The following is a 25,451-nucleotide window of genomic DNA, read 5'->3' on the forward strand; positions in this document are numbered from 1 at the left end:
ATTTGCCTGGGAGGAGCGGCTTATTAAACCGCTTTTCGCCAAGGGCCCCTCACTGGGCGTGCGCTTGTTGGTGCTGGCCGTACTGTCGGTCGCGCTGATGGTCGTTGACGCGCGCTTCAGCCTGCTTAAACCCGTACGCAGCCAGGCCTCGCTGGTGCTGATGGACGCCTACTGGATTACTGACCTGCCCGGACGGTTGTGGGAAGGTATCGCCAGCCAGTTCGGCAGTCGCACCGAGCTCGTCGCCGAAAATGAAAAACTCAAGTCGGAGAACCTGCTGTTGCAGGGTCGCATGCAGAAGCTTGCCGCCCTCACCGAGCAGAACGTCCGTCTGCGCGAGTTGCTCAATTCCTCCGCGCTGGTCAACGAGAAGGTCGAAGTGGCCGAGCTGATCGGCATGGATCCCAACCCCTTCACCCATCGCATCATCATCAACAAAGGCGAGCGTGATGGCGTGGTGCTCGGTCAGCCGGTGCTCGATGCTCGCGGCCTGATGGGGCAGGTGGTCGAACTGATGCCGTACACCTCCCGTGTGTTGCTGCTGACCGACTCGACCCACAGCATTCCTGTGCAGGTGAACCGTAACGGTCTGCGGGCGATTGCCAGTGGGACCGGTAACCCTGAGCGTCTGGAACTGCGTCACGTAGCGGACACCGCCGATATCAAGGAAGGTGATCTGCTGGTCAGTTCGGGCCTCGGTCAGCGTTTCCCGGCCGGTTATCCGGTGGCGACGGTCAAGGAAGTGATCCACGATTCCGGCCAGCCATTCGCCATTGTTCGCGCCGTACCGACCGCCGCATTGAACCGCAGCCGTTACCTTCTGCTGGTATTCAGTGACAACCGCACCGCCGAAGAACGTGCCAACGATGCCGCGCAGGCTCAGGAAAACCTCGATGCCTTTGGTGGCGGTCCGGTGGTTCCGGCCACGGTGCCGAAAATCGTCACCCCGCCTGCCGCAGCCGCAGCCGCAACCCCTGCCACGACGACAGCGCCGGCTACGCCTGCCGCCGACACCACGCCGGCCAAACCCGCTGCGAGCAAACCGCCTGCAGCCACACCCGCGGTCAGCAAGCCACCGGCGAATCAGCCCGCTGCTCGACCAGCAGCCAAACCGCCTGTCACTGCGCCGGCGACCACCGGGAGGCAAGAATAATGGTCGGAGCTACCGCATCGCGTAACGGCTGGATCGTCTGGCTGACGTTTATCGTCGGCATACTGCTCAGCGTGTCGCCATTGCCGATTTTCATGGAAATCCTGCGCCCGCTGTGGCTGGCTTTGCTCCTGGCCTTCTGGGCTTTGTACCTGCCGCATACGGTCGGCATGGTCACGGCTTTCTGCCTGGGGCTGGCCGAAGACGTGCTGCAAGGCGATCTGCTCGGTCAGAATGCATTGATCCTGACACTGATCACGTTCCTGGTGCTGTCATTGCAGCAACGCCTGCGAATGTTCCCGATGTGGCAGCAGAGCCTGGTGATTCTGGTGATCTTCGGCCTCGCCCAGCTCGTACAGCTTTGGCTCAGTGCCTTGACCGGCAACCGTCAGCCGACCCTTGCGCTGGTCCTGCCGGCACTGGTCAGTGCCTTGCTCTGGCCATGGGTCAGCTTCGCTTTGCGTGGATTGCGCCGGCGCTACAAAATCAACTGATTCGGTCAGGCATGGGCCCCCACCGGTGCCATGAGGCAGGGCACTCAACAGGGAGATGTTTGGATGAAGCCGCTTTACCTCGCCTCAGGATCGCCGCGTCGGCGTGAGTTGCTCACGCAGATCGGCATCCCGTTTACCGCCATCAGCGCGGATATCGATGAAACCCCTCTCGCCAATGAATCCCCATCGGCCTACGTCGAGCGCCTGGCGCGCGGCAAGGCAGAGGCCGGACGGCGCACCGTCGTCTGCGACGTAGCGTTTTGCGTACTGGGCGCCGACACCGCCGTGGTGCTGGACGGCAAAATTCTTGGCAAACCGGTGGACGAAGCCGATGCATGCGCCATGCTGATGATGTTGTCCGGCAAGGAGCATGAAGTGCTGACGGCGATTGCCGTGCTCGACGGCGAGTGCTGCGAGTCGCGGGTGGTGCGCAGTCGGGTGCGGTTCCGCCCGATCAGCCGCGAAGAAGCCGTCGCCTACTGGGCCAGCGGCGAGCCCCGGGACAAGGCGGGTGGCTACGGCATTCAGGGGCTTGGCGCGGTGTTCGTCGCCGGCCTCAATGGCAGTTACTCGGCGGTCGTCGGCTTGCCGGTGTGCGAAAGCGCAGAACTGCTTGGCCATTTCGGCATACCCTGTTGGCAAACCCTGAACGCGCAATGAGCGTCGAACGGACAAGATGCAGCCATTATCGTGAACATGCCTGAACGAGACCCTGCCATGAGTGAAGAGATTCTGATCAACATCACGCCGATGGAATCGCGCGTGGCGGTGGTCGAAAACGGTGTGCTGCAAGAAGTGCACGTCGAGCGTACGCAAAAACGCGGGATCGTCGGCAACATCTATAAAGGCAAGGTGGTGCGGGTTCTGCCGGGCATGCAGGCGGCGTTCGTCGACATCGGCCTGGATCGCGCAGCCTTCATTCACGCCTCGGAAATTTCCCTGCGCGAAGGTCCTGCGGTGGAAAGCATCAGTGCGCTTGTACACGAAGGCCAGAGCCTGGTGGTGCAAGTCACCAAGGATCCGATCGGTTCCAAAGGTGCGCGGCTGACCACGCAACTGTCGATCCCGTCGCGTTATCTGGTGTACATGCCGCGCACGGCCCACGTCGGCATTTCCCTGAAGATCGAAGACGAAGCCGAGCGCGAACGACTCAAGCAGGTGGTAAGCGACTGCGTGGCCAAAGAAGGCATCAAGGAGGCCGGCGGCTTCATTTTGCGTACCGCCGCCGAAGGTGCCGGGGCCGATGAGATCCTGATGGACATCCGCTACTTGCGCCGCTTGTGGGATCAGATCAACGAACAGATCAAGACCATCGGCGCACCGAGTGTGATCTACGAAGACCTCGGCCTGGCGCTGCGCACCCTGCGCGACCTGGTCAGCCCGAAGATCGAGAAGATCCGCATCGATTCCCGGGAAACCTTCCAGAAAACCACGCAGTTCGTCGCCGAACTGATGCCAGAAATCGCCGATCGTCTGGAGCACTACCCGGGTGAACGGCCGATCTTCGACCTGTACGGCGTCGAAGACGAAATCCAGAAAGCCCTGGAACGGAAGGTGCCGCTGAAGTCCGGCGGTTATCTGGTCATCGATCCAGCGGAAGCCATGACCACCATCGATGTGAACACCGGGGCGTTCGTCGGTCATCGCAATCTTGAAGAAACCATCTTCAAGACCAACCTCGAAGCCGCGACCGCGATTGCCCGGCAGATGCGCCTGCGCAATCTGGGCGGGATCATCATCATCGACTTCATTGACATGGAAGACGAAGAGCACCAGCGCCAGGTGCTGCGTACCCTGGAGAAACAACTGGAGCGCGATCACGCCAAGACCAACATCATCGGCATTACCGAGTTGGGCCTGGTGCAGATGACGCGCAAGCGCACCCGTGAAAGCCTTGAGCAAGTGTTGTGCGAACCGTGCAGCAGCTGTCAGGGCCGGGGCAAGCTGAAAACTCCGGAAACCATTTGCTACGAGATTTTCCGCGAGATCCTGCGCGAAGCCCGGGCCTATCAGGCCGAGGGTTATCGGGTGCTGGCGAACCAGAAAGTCGTCGACCGGCTGCTCGATGAAGAGTCCGGTAACGTGGCCGAACTTGAAGGTTTCATCGGGCGCACCATACGCTTCCAGGTGGAAACCATGTATTCCCAGGAACAATATGACGTGGTGCTGCTCTGAACCCCTGCATCACCTTTTTCCTGAAACGGCTGGCCTCAGCTTTTTGCAGTATTTTTGCCATGGGAGCCAACTGACATGGAACGTCTGACACGCATTTTGGCCGCACTGACCCGCTGGGGTCTGGGCCTGTGCGCGTTGGTTCTGGTATTGATGGCGTTGTACGTCAGTCTCGGCCGGGAACTCACGCCACTGGTGGCCGAATACCGCACCGATATCGAAGACAAGGCCAGTGCCGCATTGGGCATGCCGCTGCAGATCGGCGAGCTGGAAGGCAACTGGAGCGGGTTTGCCCCGATCCTGCTGGCCCACGACGTGATGGTCGGCAGCGGCGCCAATGCCCTGCGCCTGGATCGGGTGCGCGCAGTGCCGGATCTGTGGGCCAGTCTGCTGGCCCGCGAAGTGCGCATCGCCCATTTGGAACTCAATGGTCTGAAGATCAGCCTCAAGGAAGGCGAAGACGGAAAGTGGGCGCTGGAAGGCTTGCCGGTGCAGCAGGACCAGCCCATGGATCCCGAGCAACTGTTCAACCGCATGCAAATGATTCAGCAACTGTCGGTGCTCGACAGTCAGGTGACGTTGCAGCCGCTGGAGCAGGCGCCGCTGACCCTCACTTATGTCGGCCTCAATCTGAAGACCGGGTCCAGCCGCCAACGCCTCGATGCGCGCCTGACCCTGCCCGACGGTCAGCCTGTGGCGCTGAGCCTGCGCACGCGACTTCGTCCGAATCAGTGGCAGAACAGCGAAGTGGACGGTTATGCCAGCCTGCCGCAGAGCGACTGGTCGAAGTGGCTGCCTGAGCGCCTGACCCAACAATGGAATTTCTCCGAGATCAAGGCCGGTGGCGAGCTGTGGGTCAACTGGCGCGAGGGGGCGTTGCAGAGTGCTGCGGTCCGTCTCAATGCGCCGCAACTGACCGGCGCCTACGCTGAACGCAAGCCGATCCAGATCAACAATCTGGCGCTCAATGGCTATTTCCAGCGCGGTTCCGAGGGAGCCATTGTCACGCTTGATTCGCTGGCGATGAATTTCGGCGAAACCCGCTGGGAATCCCATGTCCAGATCAAACAGACTGCCGCCACCGACAAGAACGAAGAACTCTGGCATCTGCAGGCTGACCGGCTCGACCTGACGCCGATCACACCTTTGCTCAATGCCCTCGGACCTTTGCCCCAAGGCGTCGCCACCGTGGTCGAGCGCCTGAAAGTAACCGGCGGTCTGCGTAACGTGCTGCTGGATTTCCGGCCGAACGCCACCGACGACAGCAAATTCGGCTTCGCCGCCAACCTTGATCAAGTCGGGTTCGACGCCTATCACGGCGCTCCGGCCGCACGGAATGTCAGCGGCAGTCTTACCGGCAATCTCGGCGGGGGCGAACTGCGCATGGACAGCAAGGATTTCGTCCTGCACCTCGATCCGATTTTCGCCAAGCCGTGGCAATACATTCAGGCCAACGCCCGGTTGACCTGGAAGCTCGATAAAGAAGGTTTCACCCTGATCGCGCCGTACCTGAAGGTGCTCGGCGAGGAAGGCAAGATCGCCGGCGACTTCCTGATCCGCCTGCATTTCGATCACAGCCAGGAAGACTACATGGATCTACGGGTCGGTCTGGTGGATGGCGACGGTCGCTACACCGCCAAGTACCTGCCGCAAGTCCTGAGCCCGGCCCTCGACGAATGGCTGCGTACGGCGATTCTCAAGGGCGCGGTGGATCAGGGGTTCTTCCAGTATCAAGGCTCGCTGAACAAGAACGCCGGGGAAGCGGATCGCAGCATCAGTCTGTTCTTCAAGGTGCACGACGCCGAGCTGGCTTTCCAGCCGGGCTGGCCGCACGTGAGCAAGGTCAACGGTGATGTGTTCATCGAAGACAGCGGCGTGCGCATTCTCGCCAGCAAGGGCCAGTTGCTCGATACCCAGGTCGGCGACGTCTTCGTCAATATTCCCCATGTGCCGAGCGGCGAGCACAGCCACATGTTCCTCGACGGCAGCTTTGCTGGCGGGCTGGGCGATGGCCTGAAGATTCTTCAGGAGGCGCCGATTGGCACCGCCGATACTTTTGCCGGCTGGGAAGGCGAGGGTGACCTGCAAGGCAAGCTCAAACTCGATGTGCCATTGGCCAAGGGCGATCAGCCGAAAATTCTCGTCGACTTCAAAACCGCCAATGCGCGCTTGAAGCTGGCGGAGCCGAAGCTTGAATTGAGCCAGCTCAAGGGCGACTTCCGCTTCGACAGCGCAAAAGGGCTGAGCGGACAGAACATCAGTGCCCGGGCTTTTGACAAGCCGGTGACCGCGCAGATCTTCGCCGACGGTGCCCCCGGCAATCTCAAGACCCGGATCGCGGCGTCAGGGCAGGTCGAGGTCAAGAAACTCACCGACTGGCTGGGCGTGACTCAGCCATTGCCGGTGTCCGGGACCATCCCATATCAGTTGCAAGTGAATCTGGACGGCGCTGACAGCCAATTGATGGTCAGTTCCAGTCTGAAGGGCGTGGCGGTGGATCTGCCGGCGCCGTTCGGCATGGCCGCCGATGCCGGGCGTGACACGGTGTTCCGCATGACCTTGCAGGGACAGGAGCGGCGTTACTGGGTCAATTACGATCAACTGGCCAACTTCACCTTCGCCGCGCCACCGGGCAACTTTGCCGATGGTCGGGGTGAGCTGTTCCTCGGCGCTGGCGAAGCGGTGTTGCCGGGCAGCAAAGGCCTGCGGGTGCGTGGCGTGTTGTCGGAGCTGGACGTAAAGCCGTGGCAGGATCTGCTGGACAAATACGCCGGCCAGGATCCAGGCGGCAACGCCAAACAGTTGCTCAGCAGCGCAGATTTCAAGATCGGCAAACTCACCGCCTTCGGCACCACCCTGGATCAGGCAGCCGTGCAGGTGAATCGCAAGCCCGGTGCCTGGGCGCTGGCCCTCGACAGCCAGCAGGCCAAAGGCACGGCGGGCATTCCTGACGCCAAGGGCGCGCCGATTGCGGTGAACCTGCAATACGTGCGATTGCCAGCGCCGGACCCGACGGTGCAGGCCGACGAGAACGCGCCGGACCCGCTGGCTTCCGTCGATCCGAGCAAGATCCCGGCGCTGGATATCACCATCAATCAATTGTTCCAGGGCCAGGACTTGGTCGGTGGCTGGTCACTCAAGATTCGGCCGACCGCCAAGGGCATCGCCCTGAACAACCTCGATCTGGGCCTCAAGGGCATCCTCCTGCAGGGCAGCGGCGGCTGGGAAGGAACCCCCGGTGCCACGACCAGTTGGTACAAGGGGCGGATCGGCGGCAAGAACCTCGCCGATGTGCTCAAGGGCTGGGGTTTTGCGCCGAGTGTGACCAGCGAAGAATTCCACATGGATGTCGATGGCCGCTGGCCGGGCTCGCCGGCGTGGCTGGCGACCAAGCGCTTCTCCGGCACCCTCGATGCGTCCCTCAACAAAGGCCAGTTTGTTGAAGTGGAGGGCGGCGCTCAGGCATTGCGCGTGTTCGGTCTGCTCAACTTCAACTCGATTGGCCGGCGTTTGCGTCTCGACTTCTCCGACCTGTTCGGTAAAGGCTTGAGCTATGACCGGGTCAAGGGATTGCTGGTGGCGACCAATGGCGTTTATGTGACGAAAGAGCCGATCAAGTTGACCGGTCCTTCGAGCAACCTGGAACTGGACGGCACGCTGGATCTGGTGGGCGACAAGGTGGATGCCAAATTGCTGGTGACTTTGCCTGTGACCAACAACCTGCCGATTGCCGCGCTGATTGTCGGCGCGCCGGCCGTCGGCGGTGCGTTGTTCCTGATCGACAAGCTGATCGGCGATCGCGTGGCGCGGTTCGCCAGCGTCAAATACACCGTGAAAGGCCCGTTGAAAGAGCCGAAAATCACCTTCGACAAGCCTTTTTGAACAGCCAGCCCCTGAACCGATGGAGTAGCATGGCCGCATACCTCTTGCGGAGTGCGCCATGTCTTTAGCGGTGATTCAAATGGTCAGCCAGAGCGATGTGCTGGCCAATCTGCGCGATGCCCGACGTTTGCTCGAACAGGCTGCCAGTGCCGGTGCGAAGCTGGCGGTGCTGCCGGAAAACTTCGCGGCCATGGGCCGTCGCGACATCGCCGATATCGGCCGCGCCGAAGCGCTTGGCGAAGGCCCGATCCTGCCGTGGTTGAAACAGACCGCCCGCGACCTCAGGTTATGGATTGTGGCCGGCACCTTGCCGTTGCCGCCGGTGGGGCAGCCCGAGGCCAAGTCCCATGCCTGCTCGCTTTTGGTGAACGATCAGGGCGAAATCGTTGCACGCTATGACAAGTTGCACCTGTTCGATGTCGACGTAGCGGACAATCGCGGCCGTTACCGCGAATCCGATGACTATGCTTATGGCAGTGGCGTGGTGGTCGCGGACACGCCGGTCGGGCGATTGGGCCTGACGGTGTGCTACGACCTGCGCTTCCCGGAGCTGTACAGTGAACTGCGCGCTGCCGGGGCTGAACTGATTACCGCACCGTCGGCCTTCACTGCGGTGACGGGGGCGGCGCACTGGGATGTACTGATCCGCGCGCGGGCCATTGAAACCCAGTGCTACGTGCTGGCGGCAGCCCAGGGCGGAACGCATCCGGGGCCGCGGGAAACCTTTGGCCACGGGGCGATTGTCGACCCGTGGGGCCGCGTGCTGGCGCAGCAGGAACAAGGCGAAGCCGTGTTGCTGGCCGAGCGCGACAGCAATGAACAAGTGTCCATCCGGGCGCGAATGCCGGTGACCGGTCATCGGCGGTTTTTTTCGCAGGGCGCACAGCGACCTGCTTCAGAACACGAATTTAAGGCGTAAAACCTATGAGCGAGTTGTTGTCCTCAGTCAGTGATCACCTGTTGGCGCCCGGCGGCGTGACGATCGAGAGCCTGCAAGGCGTGCTCGGTGATCTGGCGGGTCCAGGCATCGATGCGGCCGACCTGTATTTCCAGGGGCAGATTTCCGAGTCCTGGTCGCTGGAAGACGGCATCGTCAAGGAAGGCAGTTTCAACCTCGACCAGGGTGTTGGCGTACGTGCGCAGTCCGGTGAGAAAACCGGTTTCGCCTACAGCAACGCGATCACCCTCGAAGCCCTCGGCGCAGCGGCCCGTGCGGCCCGTTCGATTTCCCGCGCCGGGCAGAACGGCACGGTACAGGCGTTCAGCACCCAGGACGTCGCCCAGTTGTACGCGCCCGATAATCCGCTGGAAGTCCTGAGCCGCGCTGAAAAAGTCGAACTGCTCAAGCGAATCGACGTAGCGACCCGCGCCCTCGATCCGCGTATCCAACAGGTCAGCGTAAGCATGGCCGGGGTCTGGGAACGGATTCTGGTTGCCTCGACCGACGGTGGCCTGGCTGCCGACGTGCGTCCGCTGGTGCGTTTCAACGTCAGCGTGATCGTCGAGCAGAACGGCCGTCGCGAGCGTGGCGGCCATGGCGGCGGCGGGCGTACCGACTACCGTTATTTCCTCGCTGAAGACCGCGCCATGGGTTATGCCCGTGAAGCGCTGCGTCAGGCGCTGGTGAACCTGGAAGCGATTCCGGCACCGGCCGGCACCTTGCCGGTGGTTCTGGGTTCGGGTTGGTCCGGCGTGCTGCTGCACGAAGCGGTCGGCCACGGCCTGGAAGGCGATTTCAACCGCAAGGGCAGTTCAGCCTACAGCGGACGCATGGGCGAAATGGTTGCCTCGAAACTTTGCACCATCGTCGATGACGGCACTCTGAGCGGTCGTCGCGGCTCCCTGAGCGTCGACGACGAAGGCACCCCGACCGAGTGCACCACGCTGATCGAAAACGGCGTACTCAAGGGCTACATGCAGGACAAGCTCAATGCGCGGCTGATGGGCGTGGCCCGCACCGGCAATGGTCGTCGCGAATCCTACGCACACCTGCCGATGCCACGGATGACCAACACCTACATGCTCGGCGGCCAGAGCGATCCGGCGGAAATCATCGCCTCGGTGAAGAAGGGCATCTACTGCGCCAACCTCGGCGGCGGTCAGGTCGACATCACCAGCGGCAAGTTCGTGTTCTCCACCAGCGAGGCTTACCTGATCGAAGACGGCAAGATTACCGCGCCAGTCAAAGGCGCAACGTTGATCGGCAACGGCCCGGAAGCGATGAGCCGGGTGTCGATGGTCGGTAACGATCTGGCGCTGGATAGCGGTGTGGGGACCTGCGGCAAGGACGGGCAGTCAGTGCCGGTGGGCGTGGGTCAGCCGACCCTGAAAATCGATGCGATCACCGTGGGTGGCACGGGCGCATAAGAAGGAATGGAGCTTCGGGTGGCGCGCGGTGCGGCCACCCGGTGGCGAATATCAACGCAGACCGCGTTGAGTCTCGTCCAGCTCACGGATGTACTTGAAGATCTTGCGGCTCGAGGCAGGAGGTTTGTTTTGCGCAACCTCGTGCTGGGCCTGACGGATCAGGGAACGCAGTTGCTGGCGGTCGGCGTCCGGGTAATCGACGACGAATTTCTCCAGCACGGCATCGTCACCGGCGATCAGGCGGTCACGCCAGCGTTCGAGGTTGTGAAAACGCTCGTTGTACTGACGGGTAGAGGCATCGAGTTGATCGAGCAGAGTGAGAATCGCGTCAGTGTCCTGATCGCGCATCAGTTTGCCGATGAACTGCAAATGCCGTTTACGCGCGATGTTCGCGGTGTGCTTGGGCGCATCGGCCAGGGCCCGGCGCAAAGCGTCGGTCAATGGCAGTTTTGCCTGCAAGTCGGGCTTGAGCGTTGTAAGGCGCTCGCCAAGGTCAACCAGAGCATGCAGCTCGCGTTTGACCTGGGATTTGCTTTTTTCTCCCGTATCGAGGGAGTCGTCGTAAGAATCAACCATGGTGGCAGTCCGCAAAGAAACGCCGCCATGATAACCAGTCGGGGGCCGCTTGTCCGGCCCGGTCGCTCGAAGGCCCCAGCCGAAAGCAGAATTTGAGTGGAGATGAGCATGAGTGCAGTTGAAAGCGTCGGCCCACAGGCATTGCCGGCACTGCAGGAACAGGTCGAGCAGATCATCGCCGAAGCCAAGCGTCAGGGTGCCAGTGCCTGTGAAGTGGCGGTGTCGCTGGAGCAGGGCCTGTCGACGTCGGTGCGTCAACGTGAAGTCGAAACGGTCGAGTTCAACCGCGATCAGGGTTTTGGCATCACGTTATATGTCGGCCAGCGCAAGGGCTCTGCCAGCACGTCTGCCACCGGGCCGGATGCGATTCGCGAGACTGTCGCCGCCGCGCTGGCGATTGCCAAACACACGTCGGAAGACGAAGCCTCGGGGTTGGCCGATGCGGCGCTGATGGCCAGGGATATTCAGGATTTCGACCTGTTCCACCAATGGGACATCACGCCGGAGCAGGCCATCGAGAAGGCGTTGCTTTGTGAAGCAGCCGCGTTCGACGCCGATGCGCGCATCAAGAATGCCGATGGCACCACGTTGAGCACTCATCAGGGCTGCCGCGTGTATGGCAACAGCCATGGTTTCATCGGCGGTTACGCTTCGACCCGGCACAGCCTGAGCTGCGTGATGATCGCCGAGGCCGATGGCCAGATGCAGCGCGATTACTGGTATGACGTGAACCGCCAGGGCAGTTTGCTGGCGGATCCGGTGAGCATTGGCCAGCGCGCGGCACAGCGTGCGGCTAGCCGTCTGGGTGCGCGCCCGGTGCCGACCTGCGAAGTGCCTGTATTGTTTTCGGCGGAACTGGCGGGTGGGTTGTTCGGCAGCTTCCTGTCGGCGATTTCCGGCGGCAGTCTGTACCGCAAATCGTCGTTCCTCGAAGGCACTTTGGGGCAGAAGCTGTTCCCGGAATGGCTGACCATCGACGAGCGTCCGCATCTGATGCGTGCCATGGGCAGTGCGTCGTATGACGGCGACGGCCTGGCGACCTATGCCAAACCGTTCGTCGAAAAGGGCGAACTGGTGTCGTACATCCTGGGCACATACTCCGGTCGCAAACTCGGCATGCCGAGCACCGCCAACGCGGGCGGTGTGCATAACCTGTTCGTCACCCATGGCGATGAAGACCAGGCTGCCTTGCTGCGGCGCATGGGTCGTGGCCTGCTGGTCACCGAACTGATGGGCCATGGTCTGAACATGGTGACCGGTGATTACTCGCGCGGTGCGGCAGGTTTCTGGGTCGAGAACGGTGAAATCCAGTTCGCGGTGCAAGAAGTGACCATCGCCGGCAACATGCGGGACATGTTCAAGCAGATCGTCGCGGTGGGTAACGATCTGGAACTGCGCAGCAATATTCGCACCGGTTCGGTGTTGATCGAGAAGATGACTGTCGCGGGCAGCTAAGCCCAGACAGGTACACAAAAGGCGCGCCACCCGATTGGGTGGCGCGCCTTTTTGTGTTCGCAAATTTGTCGGGTTGGTGAACGCAGCAAAAAAAGCCGCTCTTGTTTTGGTTCTCATTATCATCTAATAATAAATCTCATTATCGGATGGGCCCAGAATCATGAGTTCTGCCTTGCACGAGCAGCCGTATCTCGAAAGCTGGCGCTGGATGAGTCGCCGGATCCGTTGCGCGATGGATCCCGACGAGCCACGACTGATCGAACACTACCTGGCCGAAGGCCGGTATCTGGCCTGCTGCACGGCGACTTCGCCCTGGATGATCGCTGAAACCTCCTTCCGTCTGCTGCTCGACACGGCCACCGATATCGCGCTGCCGTGGCACTGGCGCAGCCTGTGTCTCGATCAAGCCTGGCGCCCCTTGCGTGAAATGGAGCGCCTCTCGCTGTGCAAGTGCCGGCTCAAGCGCTGGCAAAGCTACACCTGGCAATTGGCGACCTGCGAGTTGCTTCCCTCGATTCCTCTCATAGAACTGGTGCAAGGATTTTCAGATGACCAAGACACGTATTGAGCGCGACAGCATGGGCGAACTGCAGGTGCCGGTGGACGCTCTCTACGGCGCGCAGACCCAGCGCGCAGTGGATAACTTCCCGATCAGCGGCAAGCCGATGCCGACCCAGTTCATCCGCGCCCTGATTCTGGCGAAAGCGGCCGCCGCGCGCGCCAACGTTGAACTCAACCAGCTCAGCGCCGCCCAGGGCAAGGCAATCAGCGATGCCGCCCAAGGGTTGCTGGAAGGCGACTTCATGCGGCATTTCCCGGTGGACATCTTCCAGACCGGTTCCGGCACCAGCTCCAATATGAACGCCAATGAAGTGATTGCCACCCTGGCCAGCCGCTTGCTCGACGAACCGGTGAACGCCAACGACCACGTCAACTGTGGGCAGAGCAGCAACGACATCATTCCTACCACTATCCACGTCAGCGCCGCGCTGGCCCTGCACGAACAACTGCTGCCGGCACTGCTGCACCTGGTGCAAGTGATCGAACGCAAGGCCGAACAGGTCCATCATCACGTCAAGACCGGCCGAACTCACTTGATGGATGCCATGCCGGTGCGCATGAGCCAGGTGCTCAACGGTTGGGCGCAGCAGCTCAAGGCCAATATCGGTCACCTGCAGGATTTGCTGCCAAGCCTGCAATCCTTGGCTCAGGGCGGTACAGCGGTCGGTACCGGGATCAATGCGCATCCGGAATTTGCTGCGCGGTTCAGCCGCCAGCTCAGCCAGTTGACCAATGTCCAGTTCACCCCTGGCAAGAATCTGTTCGCCCTGATCGGCTCGCAGGACACTGCCGTGGCCGTCTCGGGCCAGCTCAAGGCCACCGCCGTGTCCCTGATGAAAGTCGCCAACGACCTGCGCTGGATGAACTCCGGCCCGCTCGCCGGGCTCGGTGAAATCGAGCTTGAGGGCCTGCAGCCGGGCTCATCGATCATGCCAGGCAAGGTCAATCCGGTGATTCCGGAAGCCACCGCCATGGTAGCTGCGCAAGTGATCGGCAATGACTCGGTGATCACCATCGCCGGTCAATCAGGCAATTTCGAGCTGAACGTGATGCTGCCTATCATTGCCCAGAATCTGCTGAGCAGCATTGAGTTGCTGGCCAACTCCAGCCGTTTGCTGGGTGACAAGGCCATCGCCACCTTCAAGGTCAACGAGTCGCGCCTCAAGGAAGCGCTGTCGCGCAACCCGATTCTGGTGACCGCGCTCAACCCGATCATCGGTTACCAGAAAGCTGCCGAGATTGCCAAGCAGGCCTACAAGCAGGGTCGCGCGGTGATCGACGTTGCGCTGGAACACACCGACCTGTCGCGCAGCCAGCTGGAAGAGTTGCTCAATCCCGAGAAACTCACCGCCGGTGGCGTGTAAGCACCGCAACCGCTTTGGAGGTTCACCATGGAGCACTGGAAACGCACGATCGAACGGGCCAATCGCTGCTTCATCCTGGGCGAGCTGATCGATGCCCGCGAGGCCTACCTGCAAGCATTGGCTTTGGCGCAGGTGTTGTTCGAGCGCTGGGCCGATGCCGACGAAGCGGTGGCGGCTTGCGTCATCTCCCATCACAACCTTGCCGATCTGCACCTGCGCCTGAATCAGCCGGAGGAGAGCGCCGAGTATCTGTGCGCGATTCATCAACGGCTGTTGCAGACCATGCAGGACGAGCGCCTGCGTCCGGCCCTGCGTGAAGCGGCCCTTCGCCAGAGCAGCAAAACCTACGTCGAGCTGCTCAATTTCATCAGCGAACACGGCGAATACCCGCGCACCCAGCGTTTGCTGCACTCGGATACCGGCAACGCGCGCCGAGTGCCTGCCCCACATCACCATGGAGTCCACTGAAATGGCTTTTACCCTGCCAGCCTTGCCTTACGCCTACGACGCACTGGAGCCGCACATCGATGCGCAAACCATGGAGATCCACTACACCAAGCATCATCAGACTTACATCAACAACCTGAACGCTGCGGTCGAGGGCACCGAATTCGCGGAATGGCCGGTGGAGAAGCTGGTCGCCAGCGTCCAGCAACTGCCGGAAAAGCTCCGCGCGGCGGTGATCAACCAGGGCGGCGGTCATGCCAACCATTCGCTGTTCTGGGAAGTGATGGTGCCCAACGGCGGTGGCAAACCGGACGGTGCGCTGGCCAGGGCGATCGATGAGCAGCTGGGTGGCCTCGACAGCTTCAAGGACGCCTTCACCAAAGCCGCGTTGACCCGTTTCGGCAGTGGCTGGGCGTGGCTCAGCGTCACGCCCGACAAGAAACTGGTGGTGGAAAGCAGCGGCAACCAGGACAGCCCGCTGATGAACGGCAACACGCCGATTCTCGGGCTCGACGTGTGGGAACACGCGTACTACCTGCGTTATCAGAACCGTCGGCCGGAATACATCAGCGCGTTCTACAACGTGATCAACTGGCCGCAAGTTGCTGCGCGCTATCAGGCCGCGATGGTTTAAGTCCCTATAAAAACAATCCAAGGCTGACTATGGGCACTGAAACACTGGCGATCGGAAGTGGGCGTATGTTTCGTTACGCAATCGGTTCGCTGCTGCTGTTGGCGGGCATGTCCCTGTTGGTCGCACACGGACTCGATTGGCTGAATCTGGAGCCGAGGTTGTCGCGGGCATTGCAGGGCGGCGCGATTTGCGCCCTCGGCACCGCGCTGGGGGCTGTTCCGGTGCTGGTAATCCGCAACATGCCCCAGGCGCTGGGCGATACGCTGTTGGGTTTTGGCGCCGGTGTAATGCTGGCGGCGACCGCGTTTTCACTGATCGTGCCGGGAATCGCCGCCGCCGAAAGTCTGGGACTGAGCCCATGGGGCGCCAGCGGCCTGATTTGCTTCGGCATCATGCTCGGGGCGTTCGGTCTGTATCTGGTTGATCGCCGTGTGTCGGGGGCCTCGCCGGAAATGCTCATCGGCACCGTCGAACATCCGGTGATTCCGCCACGGATCTGGTTGTTCGTGTTCGCCATCATTGCCCATAACATCCCGGAAGGCATGGCGGTCGGTGTCTCGGCGGGCGGTGGAATGCCTGACGCAGAAAGTCTGGCGATGGGCATTGCCTTGCAGGATGTGCCGGAAGGGCTGGTGATTGCACTGGTGCTGGCCGGCGCCGGGATGTCGCGGGTCAAGGCGTTTTTGATTGGCGCAGCGTCAGGTCTGGTCGAACCGGTATTTGCGCTGCTCTGTGCGTGGCTGGTCAGTCTTGCCGAACTGTTGCTGCCCTTGGGGTTGGCGCTGGCGGCTGGTGCCATGCTGCTGGTGGTGACTCACGAGGTCATCCCCGAGTCGCGACGCAATGGTCACGAGAAGCTGGCCAGTCTGGGATTGCTGATCGGCTTCTGTCTGATGATGGTGATGGATACGGCGTTGGGATGAACCGGGGGAGGGAGCGGGCTACTTCGCCTCAGGCGTTTCAACCGCCTTCGTCGAAGTAGTTGTTGATCAGTGTCACCAGCGCGTCCATGGCTTCCTGTTCCTGGTGACCTTCGGTACTCAGGTGGATTTTGGTGCCCTTGCCCGCAGCGAGCATCATCATCGCCATGATGCTTTTACCGTCAACCGTGGTGTCCGGTGTGCGGCCCACTCTGATCGTGCAATCGGGAAACTGGCCCGCCACTCCGACGAATTTTGCCGATGCGCGGGCGTGCAGGCCCAGCTTGTTGATGATTTCTATTTCCCGAGCAGGCATCGCGTTGTGAATCCTTTAGCTGAGGTCGCGGTGGCGAACCTGGACGTTCTTCAGGGTCTTCTGCAGCGCCTGGCCAAGACGTTCGGTCAGGTAAACGGAACGGTGATGCCCGCCGGTGCAGCCGATGGCAATGGTGACGTAAGCGCGGTTGCTCGCCGCAAAGCGCGGCAACCATTTGTTCAGATACGTATAAATGTCCTGGTACATCTCCTCGACCTCCGGCTGCGCCGCCAGATACTCGGCGACCGGCTGATCGAGACCGGATTGCGCTCGCAGTTCCGGTTTCCAGTACGGGTTCGGCAGGCAGCGAACATCGAACACCAGATCCGCATCCACCGGCATGCCGCGTTTGAAACCGAAGGACTCCACCAGAAACGCGGTCCCCGGCTCCGGCTGGTTCAACAGTCGCAGCTTGATGGTATCGCGCAGTTGGTAGAGGTTCAGATTGGTGGTATTGACCTTCAGATCGGCCAGATCGGCAATCGGGCCCAGCAGGGCGGTTTCGTCGTCGATGGCTTCGGCCAGCGAGCGGTTGGCGTTGCTGAGCGGGTGACGACGACGAGTTTCCGAAAAGCGTTTGAGCAACGTTTCGTCATCGGCGTCGAGGTACAGGACATCGCACTGGATATGCCGGCTGCGCACTTCCTCGAGCAACTCTGGAAAACGTGACAGATGACTCGGCAGGTTGCGGGCGTCGATCGAGACGGCCACCAGGGGCTGGAGCATTTCGGTATGAACCAGCGCACGTTCGGCCAGATCCGGCAGAAGACCTGCCGGCAGGTTATCGATGCAGTAGTAACCGTTGTCCTCAAGGACATCCAGGGCGGTACTTTTACCCGAGCCGGAACGGCCACTGACAATGATCAAGCGCATGGTTACGGCCTGTTCTGTTCTTCCAGTACAACCTGGTACAAGGCTTCGTTGCTAGGCGCGCTACGCAGTCTGTCGCGCACGTCCTTGCGGTCGAGCATGCTGGCGATCTGGCGTAACAGCTCCAGGTGCGCATCGGTGGCGGCTTCCGGCACCAGCAGGACGAAGAGCAGGTCCACGGGCGCGCCGTCGATAGCGTCGAAATCGATAGGGGCATCAAGGTGCATCAGCGCACTGATCGGCGCTTCGCAGCCCTTGAGGCGGCAGTGGGGAATGGCGATGCCGTTGCCAAAACCGGTGGAGCCCAGTTTTTCACGGGCAATCAATGCCTCGAATACATCTTGCATCTCCAGATCCGGAACTTCCCGGGCGATCAGGTTGGCAATTTGTTCCAGGGCTTTCTTTTTACTGCCGCCCGGCACGTTCACCAGGGAACGGCCGGGGGTCAGGATACTTTCAAGTCGGATCATGGGGGTGGGGGTTATCGACCGGTAGCGCCCTGAAGCAGGCTCTGGGTCTTTTCCTTATGCTTTTTGAGTTGTTTATCAAGCTTGTCGGTCAGCGCGTCGATCGCAGCGTACATATCGGTATGTTCCGCGTTTGCGACGACCTCATTGCCGGGAATATGCAGCGTGGCTTCGATTTTCTGCTTCAGTTTTTCGACGCACATCGTGACTTGCACGTTGGTGATCTTGTCGAAATGCCCTTCGAGCTTCTTGAGCTTGAGCTCGATGTACTCGCGCAGAGGCTGGGTAACTTCCAGTTGGTGTCCACTGATGTTGACTTGCATACAGCTTCTCCTTCGTTGCCAGTGCATAAAGCGGCAGGCCGAAGAGCCTGCCACTGGAACGCTGTAACGTGGCTTACATCAACCGCTTGCGTTCGCTCGAAGGCGCGATCCCGAGGGATTCGCGGTACTTGGCGACCGTGCGGCGAGCCACCTGAATGCCTTGTGCCTCCAGTAAACCAGCGATCTTGCTGTCACTCAACGGCTTTTTCTGATTTTCCGCGGCAACCAGTTTCTTGATGATCGCGCGGATCGCCGTGGACGAGCATTCACCGCCCTCGGAGGTGCTCACATGGCTGGAGAAAAAGTATTTCAGCTCATATATGCCCCGTGGGGTATGCATGAATTTTTGCGTGGTTACGCGGGAAATCGTCGACTCGTGCATGCCTACCGCTTCCGCGATGTCATGCAGGACCAACGGCTTCATGGCTTCGTCGCCATACTCCAGAAAGCCGCGCTGATGCTCGACGATCTGGGTGGCCACTTTCATCAGGGTTTCGTTGCGGCTTTGCAGGCTCTTGATGAACCAGCGGGCTTCCTGCAACTGATTGCGCATGAAGGTGTTGTCGGCGCTGGTGTCGGCGCGGCGCACGAAACCGGCGTACTGGGCGTTGACCCGCAGGCGCGGCACCGACTCCTGGTTCAGCTCGACCAGCCAGCGCTCGTTGTCCTTGCGCACGATGACGTCAGGCACCACGTATTCGGCTTCAGTGGATTCGATCTGCGAACCGGGGCGCGGGTTGAGGCTCTGCACCAGTTCGATGACCTGACGCAGCTCGTCTTCCTTGAGCTTCATGCGGCGCATCAACTGGCTGTAGTCGCGGCTGCCGAGCAAGTCGATGTAATCGGTGACCAGGCGCTTGGCTTCGGCCAGCCAAGGGGTCTTGGCCGACAGCTGGCGCAATTGCAGCAGCAGGCATTCGCCCAGGTTGCGTGCGCCGATGCCGGCCGGTTCGAATTGCTGGATGCGGTGCAGGACGGCTTCGATCTCGTCCAGCTCGATGTCGAGTTCCGGATCAAAGGCGTCGAGGATTTCTTCGAGGGTTTCGTCCAGGTAGCCCTGATTGTTGATGCAATCGATCAGGGTGACAGCGATCAGGCGATCGGTGTCGGACATCGGTGCCAGGTTCAACTGCCACAGCAGGTGGCTTTGCAGGCTCTCGCCGGCGGAGGTGCGGGTGGTGAAGTCCCACTCGTCATCGTCGCTGCTCGGCAGGCTGCTGGCGCTGGTCTGGTAGACGTCTTCCCAGGCGGTGTCGACGGGCAGTTCGTTGGGGATTCGCTCGTTCCATTCGCCGTCTTCGAGGTTATCGACTGTCGGCGCGGTCTCCTGATAGGAGGGTTCCTGGATCTCGGTGTTGGGCTTCTGTTCGGCGTTGTCGGCCATGGGATCGGAGTTGTCGAAGTCGTCGCCGTCTTCCTGGCGTTCGAGCATCGGATTGGATTCCAGAGCCTCCTGGATTTCCTGTTGCAGATCCAGGGTCGACAATTGGAGCAGGCGGATGGCCTGTTGCAGCTGCGGTGTCATCGTCAGCTGCTGGCCCATTCTCAAGACTAGCGATGGTTTCATGGCAGGGGCTTAACACCTTATTCGCCGGCGCTATGCGCCATCCACTACAGGGCGCCGGAGCGCCAAACTTAAGCAAATTATATGCCTGAAACTGTCGTGTTTGCCTAGAGCGCTGTAACAATAAAAGCGTAGAAAAAAGGCGCTTCAACGTTACAGCACCCGGACGGCTGGTCGGATGCTGTCGCGCTTACAGGCGGAACTCGTGACCCAGATAGACTTCCTTCACCAGATCGTTGGCGAGGATGGTCGCGGAGTCGCCCTCGGCGATCAACTGGCCGTCATTGACGATGTAGGCGGTTTCGCAGATATCCAGCGTCTCACGGACGTTGTGGTCGGTGATCAATACACCGATACCCTTGGCCTTGAGGTGGTGGATGATCTGCTTGATGTCGCCGACCGAGATCGGGTCGACACCGGCGAACGGTTCGTCGAGCAGGATGAACTTCGGTGCCGTGGCCAGTGCGCGGGCGATTTCCACGCGACGGCGCTCACCACCGGACAGGCTCATGCCGAGGTTGTCGCGGATGTGGCTGATATGGAATTCCTGCAGCAGGCTTTCCAACTCCTTGCGACGACCGGCCTTGTCGAGCTCCTGACGGGTCTCAAGGATGGCCATGATGTTGTCGGCTACCGACAGTTTGCGGAAGATCGACGCTTCTTGCGGCAGATAGCCGATACCGGCCTTGGCGCGACCGTGCATCGGCTGATGGCTGACGTCCAGATCGTCGATCAATACGCGACCCTGATCGGCCTGGACCAGGCCGACGATCATGTAGAAGCAGGTGGTCTTGCCGGCGCCGTTCGGGCCGAGCAGGCCGACGATCTGACCGCTGTCGATCGACAGGCTGACGTCGCGCACGACCTGGCGGCTTTTATAGGCCTTGGCCAGGTGCTGAGCTTTCAGAGTTGCCATTACTGGGTTTTCTCGTCGGTTTTCTTCTTCGGCTGGATCACCATGTCGATGCGCGGACGCGCTTCGGTGACCTTGCTGCCAGTGGCTCGACCGGCGCTGGCCAGTTTCTTCACCGTGTCATAGACGATTTTCTCGCCCTGAGTGGTGTTGTTGTCCTTGTCGACGACTTTTGCCTTGTCGATCAATACAACGCGGTTTTGCGCAGCGTGATACTGAATGGTCACACCCCAGCCCTGAACGGGTTTGGTGTCGCCAGCAGTCTGCAACTGTTCGAAGTAGGCGAGGTTGCCCACCGAAGTCACGACGTCGATGTCGCCGTTAGGCGCACGGGTCATGGTCACGGTGTTGCCTTTGACGATCATCGAACCCTGAGTGATGATTACGTCACCTTTATAGGTAGCAACGCCGTTCTTGTCGTCCAGCTGGGCATCGTCGGCCTGAATACGGATTGGCTGCTCTTGATCGTTCGGCAGAGCCCAGGCGCTCACGCTTCCCAGTGCTGCGCCCAGACTGAGCAAAATAGGGAGGGTTTTAACGAGCCTCATACTGTCCTCTTACGTTCGATAGCAGGTGTATCCTGCTTTCCTTCAAATACGCTTTCATTCCTACGCCAGTCGATACACCGCCAGCGCCGTCGATTCTAACGGGTTGCTGGGTCTGCGCATATTGCTGCTGCGGGAACACCGTCATGCGAGTGGAGGTGATCAGGGTGTCGCGGTTCTTTTCGTCGGTGCGTTTGACGCGTACCGAGTCGATCAGCTCGACCTCGGTGCCACCGGAGTTCACTTCACCGCGTTCGCTGGTCACGTGCCACGGGAAGTCGGTGCCACGGAACATGTTCAGATCGGGCTTGGTGACCAGTGTAATGTCGGTTGCCTTGACGTGCTCGGCCTTGTCGGACGTCATTTCGTACTGCACTTTGCCGTCTTCGAGGTACTGGATCGTGTGCGTATTGGTCGCGTACCAGTCGATCGGGCTTTCCTCTGCCGAAACCGGCGGTTTGTCGAGGAAGCGTTCCGGGCTGATGTTCCAGTAGCCGACCGCACCGAAAATCGCCGCGATGCAACCGAACAGCAGGATGTTGCGAAACTTTTTGCTAAACATGGTTGGACTCACAGATACGCATTGTTGGCGGCGTCGAGGCTGCCTTGGGCGCGCAGGATCAGTTCGCAGAATTCGCGGGCGGCACCTTCGCCGCCACGGGCGTGGGTGACGCCGTGAGCGTGTTCGCGCACGAAGGCTGCTGCGTTGGCCACGGCCATGCCCAGCCCCACGCGACGGATCACCGGCAGGTCGGGCAGGTCGTCACCGAGATAGGCGACTTGTTCATAGCTTAGGCCCAGTTGCTCCAGAAGACCGTCGAGAACGACCAGTTTGTCTTCGCGACCCTGAAACAGGTGCGGGATGCCCAGATTTTTTGCTCGACGCTCGACCACCGGAGTCTTGCGACCGCTGATGATGGCGGTCTGTACGCCGGCGTTCATCAGCATCTTGATGCCCTGGCCATCGAGCGTGTTGAAGGTCTTGAATTCACTTCCGTCTTCAAGGAAGTACAGGCGCCCGTCGGTGAGGACGCCGTCGACGTCGAAAACCGCCAGTTTGATGGCCTTGCCGCGTTGCAGCAGATCGGTGCTCATTTACATCACTCCTGCGCGCAGCAGATCGGAGAGGTTGAAGGCGCCGATCGGGCGATCCTCTTCATCTACGACAACCAGCGCGTTGATTCGGTGGTCTTCCATGATTTTCAGGGCTTCGGCCGCGAGCATCTCGGCGCGGGCGGTCTTGCCGTGCACGGTCATCACCTGGTCGATGGTGGCGCTGTGGATATCGATGCTGCGATCCAGGGTGCGACGAAGGTCGCCGTCAGTGAAGATCCCGGCCAGTTTGCCGTCCGCTTCAAGAATGACGGTCATGCCCAGACCCTTGCGAGTCATTTCCATCAGCGCGTCCTTGAGCAGGGTGCCGCGCTGTACCTGTGGCAGCTCCTGACCGGCGTGCATGACATTTTCCACTTTCAGCAGCAGGCGTCGGCCCAATGCACCGCCCGGGTGGGAAAAGGCGAAGTCTTCGGCGGTGAAACCGCGCGCTTCCAGCAGTGCCACGGCCAGGGCGTCGCCCATGACCAATGCGGCGGTGGTCGAGGAGGTTGGCGCAAGGTTCAATGGGCAGGCTTCGTGCTCGACGTGCACGTTGAGATTGACCTCTGCCGCTTTGGCCAGCGGCGACTGCGGGTTGCCGGTGACGCTGATCAGCTGGATGCCCAGGCGCTTGATCAGTGGCAGCAGGGTGACGATTTCGTTGGTGGAGCCGGAGTTCGACAGGGCCAGGATCACGTCGTCACGGGTGATCATGCCCATATCGCCGTGACTGGCCTCGGCCGGGTGTACGAAAAACGCCGGGGTGCCGGTGCTGGCCAGGGTCGCGGCAATCTTGTTGCCGATGTGCCCGGACTTGCCCATGCCGACCACGACAACACGGCCCTTGCTGGCCAGAATCATCTCGCAAGCGCGTACGAAATCGGCGTCGATATGGGGCAACAAGCCTTGTACGGCTTCCACTTCGAGGCGGATGGTGCGTTGTGCCGATTGAATCAGGTCGCTGGTTTGGCTCATGTCAGAAATCGTATAGCCCGATGAAAAGGCGGCGATTATAGCGGTTATGTTGAAAAGCCTCACGCAAGTTCGTCGTGCTTTGTCATTCCTCGTTACCAAATCTCTGCAAATAAGGCGTCAAGCCCTTCAACTCGCAGAATGCGGGCCGGTGCAGGCCTTGGGCGCTTGCCCTTTGCAGTGATATAGTTCGCCGCCAGTTCGGCCTGCCCGGGATGTAGGGGCTTTCCTCAGAAAGCCAGGCGTCCGAGTGAGAGGCTGCATCGCAAGGAGTTTAGATGAGTGCCGATAACGCCTACGCGGTCGAGCTGAAGGGAGTCTCCTTCAAGCGCGGTGCGCGGAGCATTTTCAATAACGTCGATATCCGCATCCCGCGCGGCAAGGTCACCGGCATCATGGGGCCTTCCGGGTGTGGCAAGACCACACTGTTGCGCCTGATGGGCGCCCAGTTGCGGCCATCCAAGGGCGAGGTCTGGGTCAACGGCCAGAACCTGCCGAAGCTGTCGCGCAGCGATCTGTTCGATGCGCGCAAGCACATGGGCGTGCTGTTTCAGAGCGGTGCGCTGTTCACCGATCTCGACGTGTTCGAGAACGTCGCCTTCCCGCTGCGCGTTCATACCGATCTGCCGGACGAGATGATCCGCGACATCGTGCTGCTCAAATTGCAGGCAGTAGGGTTGCGCGGTGCGATCGAGCTGATGCCTGACGAGCTTTCCGGCGGCATGAAGCGCCGGGTCGCCCTGGCCCGGGCCATCGCCCTCGATCCGCAGATCCTCATGTACGACGAACCGTTCGTCGGCCAGGATCCGATCGCCATGGGTGTGCTGGTTCGCCTGATCCGTCTGCTCAACGATGCGCTTGGAATCACCAGCATCGTGGTGTCCCACGACCTCGCCGAAACCGCGAGCATTGCTGACTACATCTATGTGGTCGGTGATGGCCAGGTATTGGGGCAGGGCACGCCGGACGAACTGATGGGCTCGGACGATCCGCGTATCCGCCAGTTCATGACCGGGGAACCCGACGGCCCGGTGCCGTATCACTTTCCAGCGCCGGATTACCGCGCAGATCTTCTGGGGAAGCGCCGCTGATGCGCAGAATTACATTAATGGAGCGTGTGCGTCGTTTCGGCCTCGCCGGAATCGACAGCGTCGCAGTGTTCGGGCGTTCGACCCTGTTCCTGTTTCATGCCCTGCTCGGGCGAGGCGGCATCGGCGGCGGGTTTGGCCTGCTGGTCAAGCAGCTGCATTCCGTCGGCGTGATGTCGCTGGTGATCATCGTGGTGTCCGGGATTTTCATCGGCATGGTACTGGCGCTGCAGGGCTTCAACATTCTGTCGAGTTACGGTTCGGAGCAGGCCGTCGGCCAGATGGTGGCGCTGACCCTGCTGCGTGAGCTGGGGCCGGTGGTGACCGCGCTGTTGTTCGCCGGTCGTGCCGGTTCGGCGCTGACGGCGGAAATCGGCAACATGAAATCCACCGAACAGCTGTCCAGCCTGGAAATGATCGGGGTCGACCCGCTCAAGTACATCATTGCCCCGCGTCTGTGGGCCGGCTTCATTTCCCTGCCGGTGCTGGCGATGATCTTCAGCGTGGTCGGCATCTGGGGCGGTTCGTGGGTCGCCGTTGACTGGCTGGGTGTCTACGAAGGTTCCTACTGGTCGAACATGCAGAACAGCGTGAGCTTCGGTGACGATGTGCTCAACGGCATCATCAAAAGTGCAGTATTCGCTTTTGTCGTCACCTGGATCGCCGTATTTCAAGGCTATGACTGCGAACCCACTTCCGAGGGGATCAGCCGTGCCACCACCAAGACCGTGGTTTACGCCTCGCTGGCAGTACTCGGCCTGGACTTTATTCTGACTGCTTTGATGTTTGGAGATTTCTGATGCAAAACCGCACCCTGGAAATCGGTGTCGGCCTGTTCCTGCTGGCAGGGATCCTGGCTTTGTTGCTGCTGGCCCTGCGGGTCAGTGGCCTGTCTCCGACTTCGACCACCGATACCTACAAGCTTTACGCGTATTTCGACAATATCGCCGGTTTGACGGTCAGAGCCAAAGTGACCATGGCGGGTGTGACCATCGGCAAGGTCACCGCGATCGATCTGGACCGCGACAGCTTCACCGGTCGGGTAACCCTGCAAGTGGACAAAAGCGTCGACAATCTGCCGACCGACTCCACAGCATCTATCCTGACAGCGGGTCTGCTGGGCGAGAAGTACATCGGTATCAGCGTGGGCGGCGAAGACACCCGCCTCAAGGATGGTGGAACCATCCACGACACGCAGTCGTCTCTGGTACTGGAAGACCTGATCGGTAAATTCCTGCTCAATACCGTTAGCAAAGACGCCAAATGAGGAGCTTTT

Annotated in this window: 27 protein-coding genes; 16 read left to right on the plus strand and 11 right to left on the minus strand. The window is 60.7% G+C overall.

The genetic code is table 11. The features are described 5' to 3' along the window. Nucleotides 1–22 precede the first annotated feature (22 nt). The 7 genes from mreC to tldD all read left to right on the plus strand — a co-directional run bounded on the left by mreC (nt 23) and on the right by tldD (nt 10,065). Nucleotides 23–1,153 (plus strand): rod shape-determining protein MreC, encoded by a 1,131-nt coding sequence (gene mreC, locus ACEN93_RS21180; protein ID WP_074691838.1) that lies wholly within the window; start codon nt 23–25, stop codon nt 1,151–1,153. Beyond that, on the plus strand, nt 1,153–1,644 hold the full coding sequence (gene mreD, locus ACEN93_RS21185) for a rod shape-determining protein MreD (protein WP_039769270.1): 492 nt from the start codon (nt 1,153–1,155) through the stop codon (nt 1,642–1,644). Before mreC ends, mreD begins: the two co-directional genes overlap by 1 nt. A 63-nt stretch (nt 1,645–1,707) precedes the next feature. Then, nucleotides 1,708–2,304 carry a Maf family protein gene (locus ACEN93_RS21190; protein ID WP_103385657.1) on the plus strand — a complete coding sequence of 199 codons (597 nt, stop codon included), beginning with the start codon at nt 1,708–1,710 and terminating at the stop codon, nt 2,302–2,304. Between the two features lie 57 nt (nt 2,305–2,361). After that, nucleotides 2,362–3,819: a ribonuclease G gene (gene rng / locus ACEN93_RS21195; RefSeq protein WP_007953605.1), complete on the plus strand. Its 1,458-nt coding sequence runs from the start codon at nt 2,362–2,364 to the stop codon at nt 3,817–3,819. Nucleotides 3,820–3,894: 75 nt separating this feature from the next. Then, nucleotides 3,895–7,698 (plus strand): YhdP family protein, encoded by a 3,804-nt coding sequence (locus ACEN93_RS21200; protein WP_495610469.1) that lies wholly within the window; start codon nt 3,895–3,897, stop codon nt 7,696–7,698. Between the two features lie 58 nt (nt 7,699–7,756). Beyond that, on the plus strand, nt 7,757–8,617 hold the full coding sequence (locus ACEN93_RS21205; RefSeq protein ID WP_490843172.1) for a carbon-nitrogen hydrolase family protein: 861 nt from the start codon (nt 7,757–7,759) through the stop codon (nt 8,615–8,617). 5 nt (nt 8,618–8,622) lie between these two features. Beyond that, entirely contained in the window at nt 8,623–10,065 is a 1,443-nt protein-coding gene (gene tldD, locus ACEN93_RS21210; RefSeq protein ID WP_007953601.1) for a metalloprotease TldD, read from the plus strand. Between the two features lie 51 nt (nt 10,066–10,116). Here the strand turns inward: tldD and yjgA are convergent, their stop codons facing one another. Beyond that, the gene (gene yjgA / locus ACEN93_RS21215) at nt 10,117–10,641 is read right to left on the minus strand and encodes a ribosome biogenesis factor YjgA (RefSeq protein ID WP_007953598.1); all 525 of its coding nucleotides are present in this window, start codon (nt 10,639–10,641) and stop codon (nt 10,117–10,119) included. A 108-nt stretch (nt 10,642–10,749) separates the two neighbouring features. Between yjgA and pmbA the strand changes: the two genes are divergently transcribed. From pmbA to ACEN93_RS21245, 6 genes are all read left to right on the plus strand, one after another. Further along, nucleotides 10,750–12,096 carry a metalloprotease PmbA gene (gene pmbA, locus ACEN93_RS21220; RefSeq protein ID WP_039769277.1) on the plus strand — a complete coding sequence of 449 codons (1,347 nt, stop codon included), beginning with the start codon at nt 10,750–10,752 and terminating at the stop codon, nt 12,094–12,096. A 160-nt stretch (nt 12,097–12,256) separates the two neighbouring features. Next, nucleotides 12,257–12,664, plus strand: coding sequence for a hypothetical protein (locus ACEN93_RS21225; RefSeq protein ID WP_039769279.1), 408 nt, complete (start codon nt 12,257–12,259; stop codon nt 12,662–12,664). Next, nucleotides 12,645–14,021: a class II fumarate hydratase gene (locus ACEN93_RS21230; RefSeq protein WP_103385660.1), complete on the plus strand. Its 1,377-nt coding sequence runs from the start codon at nt 12,645–12,647 to the stop codon at nt 14,019–14,021. The genes ACEN93_RS21225 and ACEN93_RS21230 overlap by 20 nt, the downstream gene beginning before the upstream one ends. Before the next feature lie 27 nt (nt 14,022–14,048). Then, nucleotides 14,049–14,489, plus strand: a complete 441-nt coding sequence (locus tag ACEN93_RS21235; RefSeq protein WP_039769283.1) for a DUF2753 family protein — start codon at nt 14,049–14,051, stop codon at nt 14,487–14,489. Between the two features lies 1 nt (nt 14,490). Next, nucleotides 14,491–15,102, plus strand: coding sequence for a superoxide dismutase (locus ACEN93_RS21240; RefSeq protein WP_039769285.1), 612 nt, complete (start codon nt 14,491–14,493; stop codon nt 15,100–15,102). A 29-nt stretch (nt 15,103–15,131) separates the two neighbouring features. Beyond that, a complete protein-coding gene (locus tag ACEN93_RS21245) occupies nt 15,132–16,025 on the plus strand; it encodes a ZIP family metal transporter (RefSeq protein ID WP_074691820.1) in 894 nt (297 codons plus the stop codon). 37 nt (nt 16,026–16,062) lie between these two features. Here the strand turns inward: ACEN93_RS21245 and ACEN93_RS21250 are convergent, their stop codons facing one another. The 10 genes from ACEN93_RS21250 to ACEN93_RS21295 all read right to left on the minus strand — a co-directional run bounded on the left by ACEN93_RS21250 (nt 16,063) and on the right by ACEN93_RS21295 (nt 23,090). Next, nucleotides 16,063–16,338 carry an HPr family phosphocarrier protein gene (locus ACEN93_RS21250; protein WP_039769289.1) on the minus strand — a complete coding sequence of 92 codons (276 nt, stop codon included), beginning with the start codon at nt 16,336–16,338 and terminating at the stop codon, nt 16,063–16,065. Between the two features lie 15 nt (nt 16,339–16,353). Continuing rightward, on the minus strand, nt 16,354–17,211 hold the full coding sequence (rapZ, locus tag ACEN93_RS21255; RefSeq protein WP_039769291.1) for an RNase adapter RapZ: 858 nt from the start codon (nt 17,209–17,211) through the stop codon (nt 16,354–16,356). A gap of 2 nt (nt 17,212–17,213) precedes the next feature. Next, on the minus strand, nt 17,214–17,678 hold the full coding sequence (ptsN, locus tag ACEN93_RS21260) for a PTS IIA-like nitrogen regulatory protein PtsN (RefSeq protein WP_007953580.1): 465 nt from the start codon (nt 17,676–17,678) through the stop codon (nt 17,214–17,216). 11 nt (nt 17,679–17,689) lie between these two features. Beyond that, nucleotides 17,690–17,998, minus strand: coding sequence for a ribosome hibernation-promoting factor, HPF/YfiA family (hpf, locus tag ACEN93_RS21265; protein WP_011332471.1), 309 nt, complete (start codon nt 17,996–17,998; stop codon nt 17,690–17,692). 73 nt (nt 17,999–18,071) lie between these two features. Next, entirely contained in the window at nt 18,072–19,565 is a 1,494-nt protein-coding gene (locus ACEN93_RS21270) for an RNA polymerase factor sigma-54 (protein ID WP_011332472.1), read from the minus strand. A gap of 187 nt (nt 19,566–19,752) precedes the next feature. After that, nucleotides 19,753–20,478, minus strand: coding sequence for an LPS export ABC transporter ATP-binding protein (lptB, locus tag ACEN93_RS21275; protein ID WP_007953572.1), 726 nt, complete (start codon nt 20,476–20,478; stop codon nt 19,753–19,755). After that, on the minus strand, nt 20,478–21,023 hold the full coding sequence (gene lptA / locus ACEN93_RS21280) for a lipopolysaccharide transport periplasmic protein LptA (RefSeq protein WP_007953570.1): 546 nt from the start codon (nt 21,021–21,023) through the stop codon (nt 20,478–20,480). The genes lptB and lptA overlap by 1 nt, the downstream gene beginning before the upstream one ends. Further along, the gene (lptC, locus tag ACEN93_RS21285) at nt 21,010–21,582 is read right to left on the minus strand and encodes an LPS export ABC transporter periplasmic protein LptC (protein WP_007953568.1); all 573 of its coding nucleotides are present in this window, start codon (nt 21,580–21,582) and stop codon (nt 21,010–21,012) included. The genes lptA and lptC overlap by 14 nt, the downstream gene beginning before the upstream one ends. A gap of 8 nt (nt 21,583–21,590) precedes the next feature. Next, nucleotides 21,591–22,115 carry a KdsC family phosphatase gene (locus ACEN93_RS21290; protein WP_074691813.1) on the minus strand — a complete coding sequence of 175 codons (525 nt, stop codon included), beginning with the start codon at nt 22,113–22,115 and terminating at the stop codon, nt 21,591–21,593. Then, complete coding sequence (locus tag ACEN93_RS21295; RefSeq protein ID WP_011332477.1) at nt 22,116–23,090, minus strand: KpsF/GutQ family sugar-phosphate isomerase; 975 nt, start codon at nt 23,088–23,090, stop codon at nt 22,116–22,118. It lies immediately after the preceding gene. Between the two features lie 275 nt (nt 23,091–23,365). On the opposite strand from ACEN93_RS21295, the gene ACEN93_RS21300 reads away from it, so the two are divergent. Genes ACEN93_RS21300 through mlaD form a run of 3 tightly spaced genes read left to right on the plus strand, consistent with a single transcriptional unit; the run spans nt 23,366 to nt 25,442 of the window. Then, a complete protein-coding gene (locus ACEN93_RS21300) occupies nt 23,366–24,178 on the plus strand; it encodes an ATP-binding cassette domain-containing protein (protein ID WP_039769298.1) in 813 nt (270 codons plus the stop codon). After that, on the plus strand, nt 24,178–24,975 hold the full coding sequence (gene mlaE / locus ACEN93_RS21305; RefSeq protein WP_007953561.1) for a lipid asymmetry maintenance ABC transporter permease subunit MlaE: 798 nt from the start codon (nt 24,178–24,180) through the stop codon (nt 24,973–24,975). The genes ACEN93_RS21300 and mlaE overlap by 1 nt, the downstream gene beginning before the upstream one ends. Beyond that, nucleotides 24,975–25,442, plus strand: a complete 468-nt coding sequence (mlaD, locus tag ACEN93_RS21310) for an outer membrane lipid asymmetry maintenance protein MlaD (protein WP_007953559.1) — start codon at nt 24,975–24,977, stop codon at nt 25,440–25,442. Before mlaE ends, mlaD begins: the two co-directional genes overlap by 1 nt. Nucleotides 25,443–25,451 lie beyond the last annotated feature (9 nt).

Source organism: Pseudomonas sp. Pseusp21 (assembly GCF_059492145.1).

Excerpts from the sequence above, each read along its gene's own strand:
- lptC (WP_007953568.1), bottom strand. The coding sequence starts at position 21,582 with ATGTTTAGCAAAAAGTTTCGCAACATCCTGCTGTTCGGTTGCATCGCG.
- tldD (WP_007953601.1), top strand. The coding sequence starts at position 8,623 with ATGAGCGAGTTGTTGTCCTCAGTCAGTGATCACCTGTTGGCGCCCGGC.
- lptB (WP_007953572.1), bottom strand. The coding sequence starts at position 20,478 with ATGGCAACTCTGAAAGCTCAGCACCTGGCCAAGGCCTATAAAAGCCGC.
- ACEN93_RS21245 (WP_074691820.1), top strand. The coding sequence starts at position 15,132 with ATGGGCACTGAAACACTGGCGATCGGAAGTGGGCGTATGTTTCGTTAC.
- ACEN93_RS21190 (WP_103385657.1), top strand. The coding sequence starts at position 1,708 with ATGAAGCCGCTTTACCTCGCCTCAGGATCGCCGCGTCGGCGTGAGTTG.
- ACEN93_RS21225 (WP_039769279.1), top strand. The coding sequence starts at position 12,257 with ATGAGTTCTGCCTTGCACGAGCAGCCGTATCTCGAAAGCTGGCGCTGG.
- mreD (WP_039769270.1), top strand. The coding sequence starts at position 1,153 with ATGGTCGGAGCTACCGCATCGCGTAACGGCTGGATCGTCTGGCTGACG.
- ACEN93_RS21230 (WP_103385660.1), top strand. The coding sequence starts at position 12,645 with ATGACCAAGACACGTATTGAGCGCGACAGCATGGGCGAACTGCAGGTG.
- ptsN (WP_007953580.1), bottom strand. The coding sequence starts at position 17,678 with ATGATCCGACTTGAAAGTATCCTGACCCCCGGCCGTTCCCTGGTGAAC.
- ACEN93_RS21300 (WP_039769298.1), top strand. The coding sequence starts at position 23,366 with ATGAGTGCCGATAACGCCTACGCGGTCGAGCTGAAGGGAGTCTCCTTC.
- ACEN93_RS21200 (WP_495610469.1), top strand. The coding sequence starts at position 3,895 with ATGGAACGTCTGACACGCATTTTGGCCGCACTGACCCGCTGGGGTCTG.
- mlaE (WP_007953561.1), top strand. The coding sequence starts at position 24,178 with ATGCGCAGAATTACATTAATGGAGCGTGTGCGTCGTTTCGGCCTCGCC.
- ACEN93_RS21290 (WP_074691813.1), bottom strand. The coding sequence starts at position 22,115 with ATGAGCACCGATCTGCTGCAACGCGGCAAGGCCATCAAACTGGCGGTT.
- hpf (WP_011332471.1), bottom strand. The coding sequence starts at position 17,998 with ATGCAAGTCAACATCAGTGGACACCAACTGGAAGTTACCCAGCCTCTG.
- mlaD (WP_007953559.1), top strand. The coding sequence starts at position 24,975 with ATGCAAAACCGCACCCTGGAAATCGGTGTCGGCCTGTTCCTGCTGGCA.
- ACEN93_RS21235 (WP_039769283.1), top strand. The coding sequence starts at position 14,049 with ATGGAGCACTGGAAACGCACGATCGAACGGGCCAATCGCTGCTTCATC.
- ACEN93_RS21240 (WP_039769285.1), top strand. The coding sequence starts at position 14,491 with ATGGCTTTTACCCTGCCAGCCTTGCCTTACGCCTACGACGCACTGGAG.
- rng (WP_007953605.1), top strand. The coding sequence starts at position 2,362 with ATGAGTGAAGAGATTCTGATCAACATCACGCCGATGGAATCGCGCGTG.
- ACEN93_RS21295 (WP_011332477.1), bottom strand. The coding sequence starts at position 23,090 with ATGAGCCAAACCAGCGACCTGATTCAATCGGCACAACGCACCATCCGC.
- lptA (WP_007953570.1), bottom strand. The coding sequence starts at position 21,023 with ATGAGGCTCGTTAAAACCCTCCCTATTTTGCTCAGTCTGGGCGCAGCA.
- ACEN93_RS21270 (WP_011332472.1), bottom strand. The coding sequence starts at position 19,565 with ATGAAACCATCGCTAGTCTTGAGAATGGGCCAGCAGCTGACGATGACA.
- ACEN93_RS21250 (WP_039769289.1), bottom strand. The coding sequence starts at position 16,338 with ATGCCTGCTCGGGAAATAGAAATCATCAACAAGCTGGGCCTGCACGCC.
- rapZ (WP_039769291.1), bottom strand. The coding sequence starts at position 17,211 with ATGCGCTTGATCATTGTCAGTGGCCGTTCCGGCTCGGGTAAAAGTACC.
- ACEN93_RS21205 (WP_490843172.1), top strand. The coding sequence starts at position 7,757 with ATGTCTTTAGCGGTGATTCAAATGGTCAGCCAGAGCGATGTGCTGGCC.
- yjgA (WP_007953598.1), bottom strand. The coding sequence starts at position 10,641 with ATGGTTGATTCTTACGACGACTCCCTCGATACGGGAGAAAAAAGCAAA.
- pmbA (WP_039769277.1), top strand. The coding sequence starts at position 10,750 with ATGAGTGCAGTTGAAAGCGTCGGCCCACAGGCATTGCCGGCACTGCAG.